The 18,324-nt window shown below is 65.2% G+C and carries 17 protein-coding genes; 3 read left to right on the top strand and 14 right to left on the bottom strand.

Features of this window, described 5'->3' with window-relative positions; all coding sequences use genetic code 11:
- The first annotated feature begins 15 nt into the window (after positions 1-15).
- Positions 16-741: a Crp/Fnr family transcriptional regulator gene (locus BJ6T_RS18720; protein ID WP_014494027.1), complete on the top strand. Its 726-nt coding sequence runs from the start codon at positions 16-18 to the stop codon at positions 739-741.
- Positions 742-750: 9 nt separating this feature from the next.
- On the opposite strand, the gene atzF is transcribed toward BJ6T_RS18720, so the two are convergent.
- The 9 genes from atzF to flgB form a co-directional block, all read right to left on the bottom strand.
- Entirely contained in the window at positions 751-2,136 is a 1,386-nt protein-coding gene (atzF, locus tag BJ6T_RS18715; RefSeq protein ID WP_014494026.1) for an allophanate hydrolase, read from the bottom strand.
- A gap of 169 nt (positions 2,137-2,305) precedes the next feature.
- A complete protein-coding gene (locus tag BJ6T_RS18710) occupies positions 2,306-3,322 on the bottom strand; it encodes a Tim44 domain-containing protein (protein ID WP_014494025.1) in 1,017 nt (338 codons plus the stop codon).
- A gap of 190 nt (positions 3,323-3,512) precedes the next feature.
- Positions 3,513-6,095, bottom strand: coding sequence for a cell cycle histidine kinase CckA (cckA, locus tag BJ6T_RS18705; protein ID WP_014494024.1), 2,583 nt, complete (start codon positions 6,093-6,095; stop codon positions 3,513-3,515).
- 154 nt (positions 6,096-6,249) lie between these two features.
- The gene (flhB, locus tag BJ6T_RS18700) at positions 6,250-7,329 is read right to left on the bottom strand and encodes a flagellar biosynthesis protein FlhB (RefSeq protein ID WP_014494023.1); all 1,080 of its coding nucleotides are present in this window, start codon (positions 7,327-7,329) and stop codon (positions 6,250-6,252) included.
- A gap of 7 nt (positions 7,330-7,336) precedes the next feature.
- Entirely contained in the window at positions 7,337-8,107 is a 771-nt protein-coding gene (gene fliR, locus BJ6T_RS18695) for a flagellar biosynthetic protein FliR (RefSeq protein WP_014494022.1), read from the bottom strand.
- A gap of 17 nt (positions 8,108-8,124) precedes the next feature.
- Positions 8,125-8,388: a flagellar biosynthesis protein FliQ gene (gene fliQ / locus BJ6T_RS18690; RefSeq protein ID WP_014494021.1), complete on the bottom strand. Its 264-nt coding sequence runs from the start codon at positions 8,386-8,388 to the stop codon at positions 8,125-8,127.
- A gap of 173 nt (positions 8,389-8,561) precedes the next feature.
- Complete coding sequence (gene fliE / locus BJ6T_RS18685; RefSeq protein WP_008142413.1) at positions 8,562-8,870, bottom strand: flagellar hook-basal body complex protein FliE; 309 nt, start codon at positions 8,868-8,870, stop codon at positions 8,562-8,564.
- A 16-nt stretch (positions 8,871-8,886) separates the two neighbouring features.
- Positions 8,887-9,312 carry a flagellar basal body rod protein FlgC gene (gene flgC / locus BJ6T_RS18680; RefSeq protein ID WP_014494020.1) on the bottom strand — a complete coding sequence of 142 codons (426 nt, stop codon included), beginning with the start codon at positions 9,310-9,312 and terminating at the stop codon, positions 8,887-8,889.
- A gap of 94 nt (positions 9,313-9,406) precedes the next feature.
- Positions 9,407-9,811: a flagellar basal body rod protein FlgB gene (gene flgB, locus BJ6T_RS18675; protein ID WP_014494019.1), complete on the bottom strand. Its 405-nt coding sequence runs from the start codon at positions 9,809-9,811 to the stop codon at positions 9,407-9,409.
- A gap of 350 nt (positions 9,812-10,161) precedes the next feature.
- Here flgB and BJ6T_RS18670 point away from each other — a divergent pair, with 350 nt between their 5' ends.
- Positions 10,162-11,142, top strand: coding sequence for a flagellar biosynthetic protein FliO (locus BJ6T_RS18670; RefSeq protein ID WP_014494018.1), 981 nt, complete (start codon positions 10,162-10,164; stop codon positions 11,140-11,142).
- Positions 11,139-11,897: a flagellar type III secretion system pore protein FliP gene (fliP, locus tag BJ6T_RS18665; RefSeq protein ID WP_028170577.1), complete on the top strand. Its 759-nt coding sequence runs from the start codon at positions 11,139-11,141 to the stop codon at positions 11,895-11,897. The genes BJ6T_RS18670 and fliP overlap by 4 nt, the downstream gene beginning before the upstream one ends.
- A 227-nt stretch (positions 11,898-12,124) precedes the next feature.
- Here the strand turns inward: fliP and BJ6T_RS18660 are convergent, their stop codons facing one another.
- The 5 genes from BJ6T_RS18660 to BJ6T_RS18640 all read right to left on the bottom strand — a co-directional run bounded on the left by BJ6T_RS18660 (position 12,125) and on the right by BJ6T_RS18640 (position 18,258).
- Positions 12,125-12,361, bottom strand: coding sequence for a hypothetical protein (locus BJ6T_RS18660; RefSeq protein ID WP_014494016.1), 237 nt, complete (start codon positions 12,359-12,361; stop codon positions 12,125-12,127).
- Between the two features lie 81 nt (positions 12,362-12,442).
- A complete protein-coding gene (locus tag BJ6T_RS18655) occupies positions 12,443-16,189 on the bottom strand; it encodes a hypothetical protein (RefSeq protein WP_014494015.1) in 3,747 nt (1,248 codons plus the stop codon).
- 230 nt (positions 16,190-16,419) lie between these two features.
- The gene (locus BJ6T_RS18650) at positions 16,420-16,611 is read right to left on the bottom strand and encodes a hypothetical protein (RefSeq protein ID WP_014494014.1); all 192 of its coding nucleotides are present in this window, start codon (positions 16,609-16,611) and stop codon (positions 16,420-16,422) included.
- A gap of 36 nt (positions 16,612-16,647) precedes the next feature.
- Positions 16,648-17,460, bottom strand: a complete 813-nt coding sequence (locus BJ6T_RS18645) for a tetratricopeptide repeat protein (protein WP_225894831.1) — start codon at positions 17,458-17,460, stop codon at positions 16,648-16,650.
- A gap of 105 nt (positions 17,461-17,565) precedes the next feature.
- A complete protein-coding gene (locus tag BJ6T_RS18640) occupies positions 17,566-18,258 on the bottom strand; it encodes a FecR family protein (protein ID WP_014494012.1) in 693 nt (230 codons plus the stop codon).
- Positions 18,259-18,324 lie beyond the last annotated feature (66 nt).

Raw genomic sequence — 18,324 nt, 5'->3', positions numbered from 1 at the left:
ACAGTGGAGCCGGCGATGCACAGGGCCAATAGCGCGATAGCGGCAGGCGTGATGCTGGCCGAGTCGGACAATCTCGTCAGGCCGCTGCCCGGCTTGCTGGACGGTCTCAACCGGGCTGATCGCAATCGGCTGCGTGCGATCGGACGCGAGAGGGCCCTGGACGCCGGCCAGCTGGTTTGGTCTCAGGGCGACACACAGGCTGGGATCTACCTGATCAGCGAGGGACGCATACGCAGCTACTATGCGGCGCCGTCGGGGCGTGAGGTCACGCTCGCCTACTGGTTTCCCGGCAACTTCGTCGGCGGCCCCGATATATTCGGAACGGGCCCGCACATGTGGTCATCGGTTGCGGCCGAACCCAGCCTGTTGACGTTCATGCCGGGACTGGCGCTGCGGCGGCTTGCGCTGGAATCGCCGGCGATCGCCGTCGCCTTGCTGGATGCCCTGGCATTCAAGGCGCGATGCTATTCGGCGATGGCCCAGATGCTCGGGACGCGCTCGGTGACCGAGCGGCTGCATAGCCTGCTGATCTTCCTGTCGCACGTCTATGGCGTGAAGCGCGGCGGCGAGATCGTCATCGGGATGCCGTTTACCCACGGCGATCTCGCCAATCTCATCGGATCCACCCGCCAATGGGTCACAGTACAGCTCGCACGGCTCCAGGCGGAAGGCGTGATCAGGTACGACAGAACCGTGATCTCGATCCTGGATCTTTCGATGCTCGAGCAAGAGATGGAATAAATTCCGCCTTCAGCCGCCAGACTTCAATTCGAACGCCGCTCGGCCTGCACTGGCCTCGAACCGCCGCGCCAGTCCGATCAGCGCACGATCATGCCAGGCCGGCGCCAGCAGGGTCACGCCCATGGGCATGCCGTTCGGCAATGTCGCGTTCGGAACCGCCACGCCGCAGAGATCGAGCAGATTGGCAAAGTACGAGTAGTAGCCGAGGCGATTGTTGAGGATGATCGGATCGCGATCCATCTCCTCCAGCGTGAACGGCCGCGGTGCGGTCGGGACCACCAGCGCATCGATACCCGCAAAGATCGCCTCGGCGTCGCGGCGAAGCCGGTGCAAACGGTGAATGGCACCAAATGTGTCGATCGCTGAATAGCCGGCGGCTGAGCCCAGCACGGTCCTCGTGACATCAAGCAGGGAGCCGGAATTGATGTCCATAAGCGAAGCGATGGCCGAGTTCCGCTCCGCGACCCAGGGCCCGCTGAACATCAACTCCCCGGCCTGGCGGAACGGGGCGAAGTCCACCTCGATCGCCGTTCCTCCGATCTGCGCAAAACGCTCGCAGGCGCGCTCATAGAGCTCGCCGCATTCCGGCATGCCGAAGCATTCGAGATCGGCGGACGCGATGCGGCCGAAGCGGAAGGATGGCACCGTTCCCGTGGCGAAAGAAAAGGTCCTGGGCAAGCGGCTGTAGGGATCTTCGAAATCGAACCCCTCGATGATTTCGATGATCGCCTCGCCGTCGCTGACGGTGTTGCAGAACACCGAAACGCAATCGATCGTCGGGCAATTCGGCACCAGCCCGCGTGATGACACCAGCCCAACGGTCGGCTTGATTCCGACGATGTTGTTGAAGCCGGCAGGTATGCGGCCGGACCCGCCGGTATCGGTGCCGAGCGCGAACGCGACGTGCCCGGCCGCCACGGCGACCGCGGACCCAGAACTGGAGCCGCCCGCAATATAGCGCGCATCGGCAACCGACGCGCAGGGGCCATAGGGCGAACGCGCGCCGGACAGGCCTGTGGCGAACTGATCGAGATTGGTCTTTCCGAGGCAAATTGCTCCGGCCGCGGTGAGGCGTTCGACGCTGTGCGCGGAATGCCAGGGCGTGTAGCTGAACGCCGGGCATGCGGCAGTGGTCGGCATTCCCTCGACATCGATATTGTCCTTCACACCAAAGGGAATGCCGAGCAGCGGAAGTTTTTCGCCCGTCCGCGCGCGCGCCACGAGCTTCCGGCATGCTTCAAGCGCCTCCTCCCGCGGGCGGAGATAGATCCAGCAATTGCGGTCGCGCTCGGCCTCGATCCGGTCATACGCCGCTTCGATCGCCTCCAGCGGCGGGGACGAATTCCTGCCAATGGTTTCGTGATTTGTCCTGGAGCGCGCGACAGACTGGCTCACCGAATATCTCCCTCTCTAACCGGCAGGCGCGAAATTGCGGGAGCTCTGCGCGGGCAACAAGCAATTAAGTGCTTCGCGCAAAATGGTCGGCCGTATCAGGATATAAGCGGCTCAAAGAAAAAGGGCGCCGTGCCGAAGCACGACGCCCTTGTCTTTAATCCGCGTACGATCAGTTGGTCTGCTGGATCGCCGACAATTCCCAGCCGCTGCCCGGACGGCGGGCAAAGGTCCAGATCTCGGTCGCCTCGCCCGGCTGCTCGCTGCCGGCGACAACCGCGCCGCTGTTGCGGTCCAGCGTCTTGTCGGTGAGGGCGAAGCGCAGCGCCACCGTGGCGTATTCAGTCTCGCCTTCGCGCCAGGCCTCCGCGAGGTCGCCCTGCAACAGCTTGACGTTGGTCACCTTGTTGACGACGTTGCGCGCGCGGTTCTGGCCGAGGTCCTGCTCGAAATAGGAGACCATTTCCGGCGTCGCGAGCGTGTGCAGCTTGGCCACGTCCTCGTTCGACCAGGCAGTCTGGACATCACCGAGCAGGCGCTCGAATGCCTCATAGTCATCAGGCTTGATCTCGAGCGGTGCATTGTTTGCGCCGAAGCCGAAGCCGCCAAGTCCACCACCGAGGCCGCCGCCACCGAGGCCGCTGCGATAATTCGTCTGCGGTCCCGGGCCGCTACCTGCATCAGCGTTGGCGTAGGCCGCCTGCTGTGTATGGCGGCGCTGCCACCACGACATCGCCAGCCGCACCACGACCACCACGAGCACGATCTGGATGATCAGGCCAAGGATCGACGACAGGCCGCCGAGGCCACCGAACAGGCCGCCGCCGAACAGCATGCCGAGCAGGCCGGCACCGAGGAAGCCGGCCGCCAGGCCGCCCATGAAGCCGCCGGCGCGGCCGAACAGGCCACCGCGCGCGGGCGCAGCCGCAGCCGAGTTCATGCCGGCACCCGGCTGGGTGTAGGTCCGGTTGAACTGCGAGGTCGAGCCCGGTGCGGTCGTGGTCGAAGGCGGCGCCGAATAGGTGCGCGAGCCGCGCGAACCCGACGACATGCCACCACCGACGCGGGCGTCGGCGGACGAAATCACCAGCGCAGTCGGCAGCGCAAGCGCCAGCATGACGGCGAGGGTCTTGAAGAGAGTGCGGGAGCGTTGCGAGAAAGTCATGTGCGTTTCCCAAATCCCCGGCATGGGGACGTGCTCTTAAGATGGGCAGACTTCCCGAAAAGTGAAGCCGGTTTCGGAACTTATGGCTGCGGCCCTCAGTCGCGGGGATGTGGCAAAAGCCCATATTTGGCGGGGGTTTGGCCGCGGGCGCGGAGGAACCAGGCGAATTCCGCTTTTTCCTCGTCATTGCGGGGAACGTGACGAGCGCGCACCCTCATCCCGCCTTTGCCATCGTCTCCTTCACGGCCGCCACGAGCTGGCTGAGCGTGAACGGCTTTGGCAGGAAGTCGAATTGCTGGCCTTCGGGCAGGCTCTTCTCGAAGGCGTCCTCGGCGTAGCCGGAGACGAAGATGAACTTAATATCAGGGTTCTTCTCGCGCATCGCCTTCAGCAGCGTCGGGCCGTCCATCTCAGGCATCACGACGTCGGAGACGACGAGATCGATCGCACCGCTCTGCTCCTCCAGGACCTCCATGGCCTCGACGCCGTTCTCGGCCTCGACCACGGTGTAGCCGCGCGAGCGCAGGCCGCGTGCGTTCAGCGCGCGCAGGCCCTCTTCGTCCTCGACGAGAAGAATGGTGCCCTGTCCGGTGAGATCGGTGCGCGGCTTGGCCTCCGCCCCCGCAGGTGCGGTCTCCTTCGCGGCGCCATTGGCCGCGCCGACCACTGCTGCGGGCTGCTCCTGCACCTCGGGCTCGGCGTGATGGCGCGGCAGGAAGATATGGAACGAAGTCCCCTGCCCCGGTTCCGAGTCCACGTAGATGAAGCCACCGGTCTGCTTGACGATGCCGTAGACGGTGGAGAGCCCGAGGCCGGTGCCCTTGCCCACTTCCTTGGTCGAGAAGAACGGCTCGAAGATCTTGTCGCGGATATCGGCGGGGATGCCAGTGCCGGTGTCAGCGACCTCGATCCGTACATAGTCCGCGGCCGGCATGCCCTTGTAGGCGAGCTTGGCCGCTTCTTCCGCGGTGACGTTGGCGGTGCGGATGATCAGCTTGCCGCCGTCGGGCATGGCGTCGCGCGCGTTCACCGCGAGGTTGACGATCACCTGCTCGAACTGGGAGACGTCGACCTTCACCGGCCAGAGATCGCGGCCATGGATGGTCTCGTGCTTGACCTTCTCGCCGATCAGCCGGCGCAGCAGCATGGCGAGATCGGACAGCGCATCGCCGAGGTCGAGCACCTGCGGCCGCAGCGTCTGGCGCCGCGAGAACGCCAGCAACTGCCGCACCAGCGTCGCGGCGCGCGTCGCGTTCTGCTTGATCTGCATGATGTCCTGGAACGACGGATCGGTCGGCTTGTGCGCGTTCAGCAGGAAGTCGTTCGCCATCATGATGGCGGAGAGCACGTTGTTGAAGTCGTGGGCGATGCCGCCGGCGAGCTGGCCGACCGTCTCCATCTTCTGCGACTGGTTGATCTGGTTCTCCAGGGCGCGCCGCTCGGTGGTCTCGAGCATGTGCACGATGGCGGCTTCGGCGTCGTTCTCGGCGGCATCCACCGGCGTGACGAAGAACTGGCCCCAGCGCTCCTTGGTTCCTTCGAGCGCCACCTCGACCGGCGCGACGTCGGCCTGGCCCTCCGCGGCCTGGTTGATGGCCGTGATCAAGAGGTGCCGGTCTCGCGAGTTGACCGCGCGGAAGATCGACTTGCTGGCGCTGTCGAGCCCGAGGGCCTGCCCGAGCTTGGCGTAGCGCGCGTTGGCGCGCACGACGTTGCCGCCGCGGTCGACGGTCGCGATCGCCATCGGCGTGTGGTCGAAGAAGCGCATGAAGCGCACTTCGGCGGCGCGGTCGGGATCGCTGCGCTCGTCGCGGGCGCGGCTGATGACGAGCGTGCGCGACGGCCCCGGCGCGCCGTCGGCGCCGAAGGCGAGCTTGTGATAGAGCCGCACCGGCATGGTCTTGCCGGTGCGCATGCGCAGGTCGATGTCGAAGACTTCCGTCTTCACCTCGCCCGGCACCGCCACGATGGCGGTGAGCAGCGAGGCGCCGTCGCCGGAGACGATGTCGGTGAGCTTCAGCCCGCCCGAGCCGATCTCGGCGAGATCGTAGTCGAGCCAGTTCGCCAGCGTCGCGTTGACATAGGCGAGCTCGCCGGCCGGATTGACCGAGAAGAAGCCGCAGGGCGCGTGATCGAGATATTCGATCGCGTGCTGGAGTTCCTGGAACACGTCCTCCTGGCGCTCGCGGTCGCGGGTGATGTCGGCGATCGACCACACCGCGTATTTCGCCTCGCGCTTCCCGGTGCCGAGCGGGCGCACCCGCATGCGCAGCCAGCGGCCCTGGCTGCCGTCATGGCCGGAGATGCGCACCTCTTCCTGCTGCCGTTTTCCTTCGCGCGCGGCCTTGAGCAGGCGGAACACGGCTTCGGAGACGTCGGGGTTGCCGATGAAGACGCGCTCCACGGGCCGCACCTCCTGCGGTCCGCTGGCGCCGGTGAGCGTCAGATAGGCGGCGTTGGAATAGACCACGTGGCCGCGGGGATCGGTCACGGCCAGGCCGTCGAAGGCGTGATCGGCAATGCGCCCCATCACGGGATCGTCGAGACTGCGGTCGACGAAGCGGATGATGCCGGCGGCGAAGGCGAACAGGTTGAACAGGCCGACCATCGCCAGCACGGCGAGGATGCCGAGGATATAGGGCTGCGCCTGCGCGCGCCCGAGCGTCATCAACCCGACGGCGACGGCGACGAGGCCGGCGGCCACCAGCAGCACCAGCGCAATGCTGCCCGAGCGCGGCGACGGCTCGTGCGCCGCAACGGGCTCGCGTGTGAGGTCGTGGTCGGTCTCGGCAGTCATTTCAAGCTGGCACAGCCTGTCGGCAGAGAATCAACGCGCTACGGGGCGCGTGGGGTCCTCCCTGCCTGAATCGGACCCGCAGGCGCAAGGGCAGCAAGGGCGAAAGGTACGCTGATTCCCAGATTACGGCCATTTCCGGTACTTTTCGGGCATTTTATCCGCGTCCGGCACCGAATCCGTGCTTCAGCCGCATGACGTAACCGATGACCTCGGCGACCGCATGGTAGTGCTCGGTCGGGATTTCCTGGTCGATTTCGACGGTAGCATAGAGCGCGCGGGCGAGCGGTACGTTCTCGACGATCGGGATGTCGTGCTCGCGCGCGATCTCCCGAATCTTGAAGGCGAGGTTGTCGACGCCCTTGGCGATGCAGATCGGGGCGGACATGCCGCGCTCGTAGGACAGCGCAATCGAATAGTGGGTCGGGTTGGTGATGATCACGGAGGCCTTGGGAACCGCCGCCATCATGCGCTTCTTGGAGCGCTGCTGGCGCAATTGCCGGAGCTTGCCCTTGATGTGCGGGTCGCCTTCGGACTGCTTGAACTCTTCCTTGATCTCCTGGAGCGACATCTTCTGCCGCTGGAACCAGCTGCGATACTGGAAGAAATAGTCGCCGATGGCGATGATCGCGAGCGCCGCGACCACCGCGCCGAGCAGATGAATGGTCAGGCTGGTGCTGGCGCCCAGCATGGCGGCCGGATCAAGCCTGACCATCGCCTCCATGCGATGGCGCTCCGGCCACAGGACCACAGTCATGACCGCGCCGAGCACGACCAGCTTGCCGAGCCCCTTGAGGAAGTTCGCGGCAGCCTGCTTGCCGAAGATGCGCTTGAAGCCCTCGGCCGGCGACAGCTTGCTGAATTTGGGCTTCAGGGATTCGGCCGACCAGACCAGGCGATGCTGGAGCACGTTGCCGGCAATCGCCGCCAGCACCAGCATCAGCAGGGGCACGCCGATCGCCGCGAGCACGGCGACCTCGATCTGCTGCATCAGCGCGAGCAGAGCCCTGCCGTCGGTCTTGATCATCCAGGAGTTGGCGAGCAGGTTGCGCATCGGCGTCACCAGCCCGCTGCCCACCGAGCCCGAGAAGGTGGAGACCACGAGCGTGCCGCCCGCGATCATGAACCAGGTGTTGATCTCCTGGCTCTTGGCGACGTCGCCGCGTTCGAGCGCCTCTTCGAGACGCTTTTGTGTCGGGTCTTCTGTTTGACTGTCGGGATCGTTGTCGTCTGCCATCGATCACCTATCTGAGCGGCATCATCTGGTGCATGACACCGATGAAATAGTCGAGATACGTGCCCATCATCGCGGTGAGCACCACGGCAAGCACCAGGAAGCCCGCGAAGATCGACAACGGCACGCCGACGAAATAGACCTGCATCTGCGGCATCAGCCGCGCCAGCACGCCGAGCCCGATGTTGAAGACGAGGCCGAACACCAGAAACGGTCCGGAAAGCTGCAAGCCCAGGCTGAACGCGGCGGCAAAGGCGCGCGTCGCCAGCGAAGCGACGTCGCCGCTCGATACGGTCTCGCCGGGCGCGAAGATCGTATAGCTGTCGTTCAGCGCGGCGATCACCAGATGATGGCTGTCGGTGGCAAACAGCAGCGTCACCCCGAGCATGGTCAGGAAATTGCCGACCAGCACGCCCTGCTGCCCCTGTGTCGGATCGACCGAAGTGACGAAGCCGAGCCCCATCTGCTGCGCAATCACGGCGCCCGCGACCTGAAGCGCCGACAACGTCACGCGCGCGGTCGCCCCCAGCACGATGCCGATCACGATCTCATGCAGCATCATGACCAGCAGCGGCGCGATCGAGCCCATGTCGACCTGGTAGGCGTTACGATGCAGCGGCAGGATGATCAGCGTGAGCAGCAGCGCGATCGCCAGCTTGATCCGCGTCGGAATATTGGTCTCGCCCAGCCCCGGCAACAGCATCACCATCGCACCGACCCGGGCGAAGGCGAGCATGAAGGAAGCGGCGAGCGCCGGCAGCAGCGAGACGTCGATGCGCATGTCGGGCGCATTGTGCCTTAGCCGCCGATGATTCGCGACGAGATCCGCATCATGTGGGAATGGAGTGCGTCGGCCATGAACGGCAGCGCCAACAGCATCGTGGCGAAGATGGCCAGGATCTTCGGCACGTAGATCAGCGTCTGCTCCTGGATCTGCGTCAGCGCCTGGAACAGCGACACGACGACGCCGACCACGAGGCCGACCACCATCAGCGGCGAGGACACGATCACGATGGTCCAGATCGCATCACGCGCGACGTCGAGGGTTTCAGGTCCGGTCATGTGCAGAATTCCTTGTTCATTTCTCGCCTCCCCACCGCTGTTCCGAGCGAAGCAAAGGCTTATCCCCGTCCTTGCGAGCGCAGCGAAGCAATCCAGACTGTCGCCAGCGGAAAGATTCTGGATTGCTTCGCTGCACTCGCAATGACGATTGGGGCGAGCGCGAGCGCCAAAAATCAGATCGGCATCTTCATGATGTCTTCATAGGCCGCGATCACGCGGTCGCGGACCGAGACCAGCGTGGACACCGCGACGTCGGTGTCGGCGACCGCCGTCACCACGTCCATCACGTTGGCCTTGCCGGCGGCCATCGCGACCGTCTGCGCGTCGGACTTGCGGCCGGACTCCATGACGCTGCCGACGGCGTCTTTCAGGAGCGACGCAAAGGACTGCCCGCTCGCTTCGCTGCCCTTGCCGGCGCCGCTGTTCTCCAGCACGCGGGCGAGGTTGGCATAAGCATTGGCTGCGATTGTCGGTGATGCCATGGCTCAAATGTCCTGTTCAGCTCTTGAGGATGTCGAGCGTGCGCTGGATCATCCGGCGCGTCGCACTGATGATGTTGAGATTGGCCTCGTAGGACCGCTGCGCGTCGCGCATGTCGGTCATCTCGACCACCGAGTTCACGTTTGGATATTTGACGTTGCCGGTCGCATCGGCCGCCGGATTGTTCGGCTCGTATTTGGTGCGGAAGTTCGACTGGTCCGGCTTGATCCTGCCGAGGGTGACGACCTGCGCGTCGAGCGTGCGGTCGAGCGCGGAGGAGAAGGTCGGCACCTTGCGCCGGTAGGGATCGCCGCCTGATGTCTGCGAGGTCGAATCCGCGTTCGCGATGTTCTCCGAGATCACCCGCATGCGCCCGGCCTGCGCGCGCAGGCCGGAGGTCGCGATCGCCATCGAGCGGGCAAAGTCGCTGCTGTCATTCGCCATGATGCGCTTCCCTTAGCTCTTGAGCATGATCTCCGCGCAAACGCTCCGCGTTTGTCGCGAGGGAAAGCCGCTGCACATTTTTCCGGATCATGCCCTAGCCCTTGCCGATCGCGGTCTTGAGCAGACGCAGGCTCTTGGAATACAGCGAGGTCACCGCCGCATAGTCCATCTGGTTGCTGGCGGCCTTCATCATCTCTTCCTCGAGATTGACCGCGTTGCCCGCGGGACGGGTCTCGAAACCTGCATTCCTGTTCTGGTCGAACGCCGAAGCAGCACCTGACGGCGTCATGTGGGAACCGCTGGTGCGGGTGAGCGCCAGGGGGCCCATCGAGCCCGTGACCGCCCCCGCCTTGTCGAGCTTCGGCTCGACGAGGTCGCGCGGCCGGAATTTGGGCGTATCGGAATTGGAGACGTTCTCGGACAGGACGCGCTGGCGTTCCTGGTGCCACTGCATCTTGGTGCGAAGCGCCGACAGCTCCGGGAGGTCGTTGATGGACATCGTTGCGGCTCCTTCCGCCTCTCGGACCAAAGGCCCGAAGCTAGGCAGAATTTGCCGCGTGTATGGTTAACAGGTGGTTAAAGATGGCATCGATGCATGTCCCTTGACGGAACACCACTTTGCGCCCCCGTGATTCTACGCATCCAAAAGCGGCATTAACCCAACCGTTTGGCGGGCCATGCACAGGCCAAGAAGTCGTTTTGGATCGAGCGATTCATGGGTTATTAAGGGTTGGGGACGGCAAAACTTGCCGTGGGACGTTAAGAAATCGCAGTTTTGGGGCATCCCACGTCGATGGTTGGCGCGTCTGACCATGGGCACGAGAAAAGCGCCATTTGTCGGGGACAAGTATGCAAGGCAGCCCAATCACCTTCATCGTGGCGTTCATCGTCGTTCTGGCGTTGATCGGCGTCGCCGCATGGTTGGTTCGCCGATTCGCCACCAGCCGGCTCGGTGCCAACACCCAGCGCGGCCGGATGCCCCGGCTTGCCGTGATCGACGCCGCCGCGGTCGATGGCCGGCGCCGCCTGGTGCTGGTCCGGCGCGACAATGTCGAGCATCTCCTGATGATTGGCGGTCCCACCGACATCGTCGTCGAGCCCAATATCGTGCGCGCCGCGCCCGGCCGCGACCAGCTTCCGCAGCGTTCAAATGCCGCCGAGCCGCCGCGCCTTGCCCCGATGCCCGATACCAGCAGCTGGACCGACGAAGCCCCGCGGCCCGAGCTGCTCGATCACCCCGAACCGCAAATGCCCGAGCCGCCGCCGCGGCCGCGTCCCTCCTTCGCCGACGAGGTACGCCGGCCTGCTCCCGCACTGGCCGAGCGCCGCAACGAACCGCCACTGGCGGGCTTTCCGCCTGAGCCGATCCTGCCGCCGCGCCCCGAGCGCGAGGCACGCCCCGAGCCGGTTCCGCCGCGCATCGCCCGCAGCGAGCCTCCGCTGATGCCGCGTCCCCCGCGGCAGAGCGAGGCGGTGAAAGTGCCCCCGATGCGCGCCGAGCGCGCGGCCGCGCCACCGCCTCCTCCGCCCGTGCCGCAGGCTCCGCCCGTTCCGCCGCCGGCCCCCGCTCCCGCCGCGCCCTCGAACGCCGAGCAGAATCTCGCCGAGATGGCGCAGCGGCTCGAAGCCGCGCTGCGCCGCCCGGCCGGCGAGACGGTCGCGCCTCCGGTTTCGCCCGAGCCGCCCGCGCCACCCCCGCCCCGCGCCGCACGCAGCGAGCCGCCGGCACCCCCGGCTCCGCCCGCAAAGCCGGCCGCGGAGAAGACCAGCTTTGAAAATCTCGAAGACGAGATGGCCTCGCTGCTCGGCCGTCCGAAGCCGTCTTCGTGAGGCTGCCGGCCCTCCCGCGTAGAGTTGTTTTTCTTTCTGTCCTGATCGCCGCGGCTTTGCTCGCGATGCCTGCGCATGCGCAGGATATCAGCATCAATCTCGGCGGTCAGGGGGGCGGCGGCGTCACCGAGCGCGCGATCCAGCTCATCGCGCTGCTCACGGTGCTGTCGATCGCGCCGTCGATCCTGATCATGATGACGTCATTCACGCGCATCGTGGTCGTCTTGTCGCTGCTGCGCACCGCGATGGGCACGGCGACCGCGCCGCCGAACTCGGTGATCATCGCGCTCGCGATGTTCCTCACCTTCTTCGTGATGGGACCCGTCCTGCAGAAGTCCTACGACGAGGGCATCCGCCCGCTCGTCGCCAACCAGCTTGGCGTCGAGGACGCACTCCAGCGCGCTTCCGTCCCCTTGCGCGGCTTCATGCAGAAGAACGTGCGCGAGAAGGACCTCAAGCTGTTCCTGGATCTCTCGGGCGAGCCGCCGCCGGCCACGCCGGATGACCTCGCGCTGCGCATCCTCGTCCCCGCCTTCATGATCTCCGAGTTGAAGCGCGCCTTCGAGATCGGCTTCCTGCTGTTTCTCCCCTTCCTGATCATCGACCTCGTCGTCGCCTCCGTGCTGATGTCGATGGGCATGATGATGCTGCCGCCCGCAACGATCTCGCTGCCGTTCAAGCTGATCTTCTTCGTGCTGGTCGATGGCTGGTCGCTGGTGGCGGGAAGCCTGGTGCAGAGTTACGGAGGCGGATAACTGCGGCTCCATCCGCCGTCATGTCCCGGCTTGCCGTCTTCGCTGAAGCGTCGCCGGCCGAGCGCCCTTGTGGGCCCGGCCTAGCCTAGCGGAGCCGGGACCGGGGCATCCCGTACGCCGCGGCCTTTCGATTTCATCACTGCGGTCTCTGGAATACTGGACCCGATCAAGTCGGGCGATGACACCGAGAACGTGGCATACAGCGAGACGGCGTCGACAGCGCGCCCCTACCCCTTCACGTCATACTGCCTGCTGAGGTGATCGCCGATCTGCACCAGCATGGCGACGCTTTCGGGGAAGCCCGGCTTATCCGTCGCGGCCTGGTCTGCATCGGCGCGGAATTCCCAGCCGTCGCCGTCGCGGACGATCGAGATGACGAGGTCATCCGGACCATCGGCATGGACCTTCAATTCGGCCCGCGCCATGGCGATGAGTTCGGCTTCGGTCTTGGCAGGCTTGCTCATATCGACGCTCTCCCGGCATAAAGACGCGCAGGTTGCCGCTTCAACGGGCACCTGTCGAGAGGCCACGTGGTAGCAGGGTTCCTACCGCGTCATCTTGATCTGCCGCACGACGGGGATCGTGGGCAGCGAGCCGGTGTGGTCGGCCTCGTCCTTGGCTTGCGGCGAGGCCGGCGCGCGGGCGGTGGCATCGGGGAAGCGCTGCTTCATCTCGCGCAGGAAGCCGTCGAGCGTGTCGACGCTGGCGGCGAGCTTGGCGATCTCGGCGAATTCGGCGCTGGAGGACGCTGCCGGCTTGCTCGCGATGTCGAAGGCGACCCGGTCCGCACTCTCGCTCATCAGCGGCGCATATTTCTCGCGGAAGCGCGACAGGCCGATCGAATCGTCGGCAAGCGCATAGCCGACGGCGGCGCGGATGATGTCGCTCTTCTCCACCGCGTTGAGCGGCTTGAAGTCGCGGAAGCGGTCGCCGTAATAGAGCTCGATCTGCTCGGCGGATTCGCGCCAGCGCCGTGCCGCCCAGAAGATGTCGGAGCGCAGGCGGAGCACCTCGCGCCCGGAAACGTTGGAGACGATGTCGAGCGCGAGATCGTGGCGGCCGACGTCGCTTTGCGCGCGCGCCTCCAGCAGCAGCCGCTGCTGCCGCAGCTCGCCGGAGAGATCGCTGATTCGGCTCGCGCGCAGCGCCGAGATCGCCATGTCGGGCTTGCGGTTGGCGAGGTAGATCATGGACAGGCGCGCGGCGACCTGGGCGCGGGCTGCGCCTTCGAGGCGATGGTCGACCTGGTACTGCAACAGCTCGGCGGCCTGGTCGAGCAGGTCGATCGAGGCGAGACGGTCGGCGAGCCGGCGGATCAGCTCGTCGCCGCGGCGGCCGATCGGCGTCAGCTCGCGGAACTCGTAGAACATCCCGAGCGCCTCGACCGGCGGCAGCTCGTCACCCTTGGGCCCCAGGAAGATCTGCGTGAACAGGTCGGAGGCGAGGTCCTGCGCCTGACGCGAGGCCTCGGCGTTCGGCTGGAGCCTTGTCGCGGTGCGCGCCGCCCTGAGCGCGTCCCGGTAGCGCCCGTTCTCGGCATATATCTGCGACAGCATCTGGAGCGTCTTGACCTCGATCGAGTCGCCCCGCCAGGTCATCGACAGCGTCTCGAGCTCACGCAGCGCGTCTTCCTTGCTGATCTCGTCGCGCTTCTGCCGCAGCGCCACTTCGAGCTGCTTGGCCTCGGCCGCCGCCTGACGATCATTCGAGGCGACCGCGAATTTGTAGTCGTCGAGCGCGTCCTTGTCGTGGCCGAGGGCCTCGGCGAGCCGGCCGCGCAGCACGGCGAAGCCGGGCGCCGCCTCGGGCGATATGCCGACCACCTCGATCTCGCTGCGGCGCTTGGAGGCGCCGGCATAATCCTTCACCTCGAGCGAGGCGCGCATCGCCTCCATCGTCACGATGCGCTGGATGTCGATCGGCAGCGAGGCGATGGCGAATTCGACGTTCTTGAACTTCTCGCGCGCATCCGCCCACTTGCCCTGGCGCGCATAGGCGAGCGCCTTCCAGAGCTGGGAATCGTGGCTGTTACCGATCACGGGATTGGCGAGGTCCTTCAAGCCCTGCGCTGGCCGGCCGATCAGGATGTTCGCGATCGCATGCATGATCAGCGCGCCGCTCTCCTCCTTGTTGAGGGGATCGGCCAGCATCAGGTCGGTCACCGACTTGGCCTCGTGGTACATGGCGCGCGACATGTAGAACTGCGCGAGATCGAGCCGCGGTAGCGAGCGCTGCGCCGGCTCGACGGCCGCGATCGCCGTGATCAGACTGCCCTGGCGCGTCCAGAAATCCTCCGACTGGCCCTTGCGCCAGCCTTCCGGACTGAAGACCGGCCGCACCGCGGTCGGTGCCCGCTCGGCGGAGATATCGACCGGCGACAGCGTCAGTCCGCCCTTCTTGCCGAGAATGACCTTGTCGGCTCCAACCTCGACGCCGACCTCGTCGGAGTTCGGCCGGATCGCGATGCCGTGCGCGGATTCCAGCAGTGAGAGATCGACGAGATCCTGCCGCTTGATGAAGCCGCGCACCGGCCGCTGCCCGGTGACGACATAGAGCGTGTCGCCGGCGTCGGGATCGGTCAGCTTGTGCAGCAGGCCCGGATTGGCGAAGGGGATCGCGATATTGGCGAGCGCGGGGTCGGTGATGTTGCGCGACATCATCAGCGGCAGCGGCGTCGCCTGGATCTTGTCGGCGAGCGTCAGGAGCCAATTGGTCTCCTTGCCGACCTCCTCGCTCGTCAGCGAGTAGACCAGCGGCCGGGTGAGACGGATGCGGACCGCCTGCCCCTTGTCGAGCGGCATGCGGCTGACCTCGCCGATCATCGCGCCGCCCCGGCCGCGGATCGCCTCGACGTCGATCGGCTTCGGCGTATCGAACACCAGCCACACCGTATCGCCGCGGCGGAACGCCGCCGCAGGCGTTGCCACCTGAAGCGGGAAGATCACGCGCAAGCCATCGCTGTCGCGGCGGACATCGACGCTGGCCACGGTGGGCTGCGGCGCGGCCGGCGCCTCGGCAGGTGCGGCCTTCACGCTTTCCTTGACCGGCTCTTTCGCAGCCTCCTTCACGACCTCCTTGGGCGCTTCGGACACCGCGGGCTTGACGGGCGCGACCACAGCTTCCGCTGCCGGCGCCGCAGGCTTCGACACGTCCTTGGGCGGTTCCGCGGCATGCGGTGCTTCGGCCGCGGGAGCCGGCGCAGGCTTCGGTGCTTCGACCGGCGGCATCGCCGCCGGAGCTTCCGGCTTCACCTCGGGCTTGGCTTCGATCTTGGCTTCGATCTTGGCTTCGCGCGCGATTGTCTCGGACGTCGGCGGCGCGATCTCGCGATGGGCCTCCTTCGGCTTCTCGGCCGCCGGCTTTTCCGGAGCCGGTCCGTGGCTTTGGGCCACGGGCTTTGCCTGCGCGATCACCGCCTCAGCCGTCGCGGCGGTCTTGCCCTTGTCGGGCTGGAAGGAGATGTCGACGACGTAATTCTTCTCGTCGCGGAAGGAGTGCACGTCCGAATCGCCGATCAGCGCGATCTCGACACTGGTCTGGTCGATGTCGGACTTCTGCTTGATCGAGGCGACGTTCGGGGGCGCGGCGACGACGGCGTCCGCCAGATCGAAATTGAGGCCGGCATTGAACGCGAGCGTCAGCTTCTGCTCGTTGAGCACGGAGGACACGCCGACGCCGTCGGGCATTTCGAACACGAAGCGCACGAAAGTCGGCTGCACCGAGGCGCGCACGCGGATCTGCGGACGCTTTTTGGTCTCGGCTGCCGCGCGCTGGGCGCGCAAGGCGCGTTCGGCGACACGCGCGCGCTCGGCCAGTTCCTTGACCACGTCCATCGGCAGGCTTGGCGGCGGCCCCTTCCAGCCCTCCGGCAACAGGTCGATGAAGGTGCGCTCGCCGGCGTTCATGGTGTTGACGGTGACGCGCCGCGCCAGCGACAGGCGGATGGCGCTACCGTCGGGATCGCGGCGGGCAGAATTGACGTAGTCGGGCGCACCTTCCGGAACGCGATCGACGGGAACGTCGACCGCCCGGTCGAAGCGAATGATGAGAATGGAGCCGGCCGTCGTCACCTCGGAGGGAACGTCCTCGCCGAGCTTGATCACCAGACGGGCAAAGCCGCCACTGGCCGAGAAAGCCGCCTCGCCCCGGACCACATCGGCGGCGCGGGCGGGCACACCGAGGCCGATGAGCAGGCAGGCCGCCAGCACGGGTGCCTTGCGGACATGGCGCGACAGCCCCCGCGCCAAGACGCGGGCTCGCGACATAAATCCAGCGGCAGCCTTCTGCGCCATTGGCGGCGTTTCTTCCAATTCGGCGGTCCATGCCGGCACTGGCGCCGGCCCGTGCCGTCGACTGTAGGTTTTGCCAATTAAGGACTTGTTAATGCTGTAATGACGAATACACCCGGCACAGCGCGTCGCGACGCCTGCTTGCGGGCTCGGGCGTTCGTGCTTCGAAATCTGGAGAGCAAGTGGTTAAGGAGGTGTTAACACCCCTTCTTCGCACCCGTCAGGAATGCCAATCAAACCCGATTGGCCGGCAAGGCATTCAACTTGCCTCGCGCTTCGCGAATTGACTGCAAGGTCAATCGCTTTTCCAAGATTCGGCGCTCGATGTACTCACGCTCGAGATCCGTCAGCGGCGTGTTCAACAACCGCTGATAGCGGCGAATGCTATCGTCGTGAGCCTGAATGAGCGCGAACCTTGCATCCATATTCACCTCCGATTCGTTCCGCCTCACCGGGCCAACTCAGTCGTAATCGACGCCATAACGCGCGAACTCGTCACCGATGTTCTTCTGAATTGTCTTTGCAGTCGAAATGTCAGATTTTCCGCCGATCGCATCGCCTTGCTTCAGCTTGGCAAGCCCGCGGCCAAACAACGCGCTCGCCAGTTCCGGGGCAGCTCGCAGGGCGGAATTGTAGTCATCGATCGCCGCACCGAACTCACCCATCTTCAGGTGGATCAGCCCACGCGAGTCGTACACTGCAGCGCTGGTCGATCCCGATTGAAGCGCTCTGTCGCAATCCTCCAGCGCTTCTCGCGAGGCACCAAGAACCGCCCGGGTCCAACATCGTCCGCTCCATGCCGCCCGCGAGGCGGGCTGGAGGCGGATTGCCTCGTCGTAATCATGCGCCGCGCGCTGATGGTCGTTCTTCTTCAGGTAGGCTCCGGCGCGGTTGACGAAGGCAGCGCCATAGCCAGGATCGAGCTTGATCGCATTATCAAAGGCTTCGATCGCGAGCTCATATTCGCGTCTCCTCAAGTGAGCCACGCCGCGGTTGTTGAAGGCCTTTGCGTATGTCGGATTGAGTGCGATCGACTGATCGAAATCGCTGATGGCGCTGTCGTAGTCGCCCTTTGCAGTGTAGGCGTTGCCGCGATTGTTGTACGCGATTGCCAGAGCTGCCGTCGAATCTGGACGCGCCTGTATGAAAGTCGTGCAGGCACCGATCCGGGCATCGAGCGAGGTGGTACCCGTCCCGTTGCACAGTTCGATATTGCTGAGATAGCTGTCCTTCACCTTGGAGCTTTGGGCCACGACCGGCAAGCCGACCAACATCAGGACGACAAGCGCCAGTCCGCCTTCGGCAACGGAGGATCCTGGTTTCATGTCAGGCTCCCGATCTTCTGAGATCTGGCGATTGCACCGGCTGGGACCAATTCTCTAGCAGCCGCGGCAGATGTTCAGATTGAGCCTTTGCTCGGCCCTTTGCTCGCGTTGGCGTGTCCCCGCAGCGCCGGGCTTCTTCGCATATTTGTTCTTGCCCTCTTCGATCAGAGTGGAAAACTTGGTGGTTCCGTCGTCCGAGATTTCGACGTGAGGTGTGGTGCCTCGAATGCCCATCGTCGCGACCGGCGTTTCGATCTTCATGTCGCCGGTCTTCGCAACCTGGCCGGCAACAAAAACGAACGTACCCTTGGTCAGGTTGAAGACTGTCGAATTGGACTTTCCACCCGGCTCGTAGACGTATTCGTCCAATGTCATGCGGGCGTTGCTCGACAAGTTGAACGAAGTTCCATCGACGAAGTTGATGCCGACCCGACTGTCGGCACCGGTTCGAACCAAATCGCCCAAATAGACGAGATCACCGATCTTCGTCTGGATGGGTTCGCCCCCGACGTTTGCCTGGACAATGGCGGCGCCCGCATGCTCGATGATGACCGAGCCATCGGCTGTCACAACTTTCCCGATTGGCTTTGACGACGAATCCAGCACAGCACGCCGCGGAGAATCGTCCTGCGCCTGAACCGGGCGGGGTAACGAGGCGGCCAGCGCAAAGACGAGACCTGCCATGAGAACAATCGTTGCACGAGTGCCCATGGCTTCCTCCTTTTCGAAGATATGATCCTCGAGCATCCGAACGGCTCCGACAGCGCCGGCGAAAGCCATCGGGGATAATGGCAGACCAGCCACAGCAAACCA

The organism is Bradyrhizobium japonicum USDA 6 (assembly GCF_000284375.1).
GTDB classification, from domain to species: Bacteria; Pseudomonadota; Alphaproteobacteria; order Rhizobiales; family Xanthobacteraceae; genus Bradyrhizobium; species Bradyrhizobium japonicum.
Note: the sequence above shows the minus strand (reverse complement) of the source record. Positions and strands in the feature narration are given on the sequence as shown.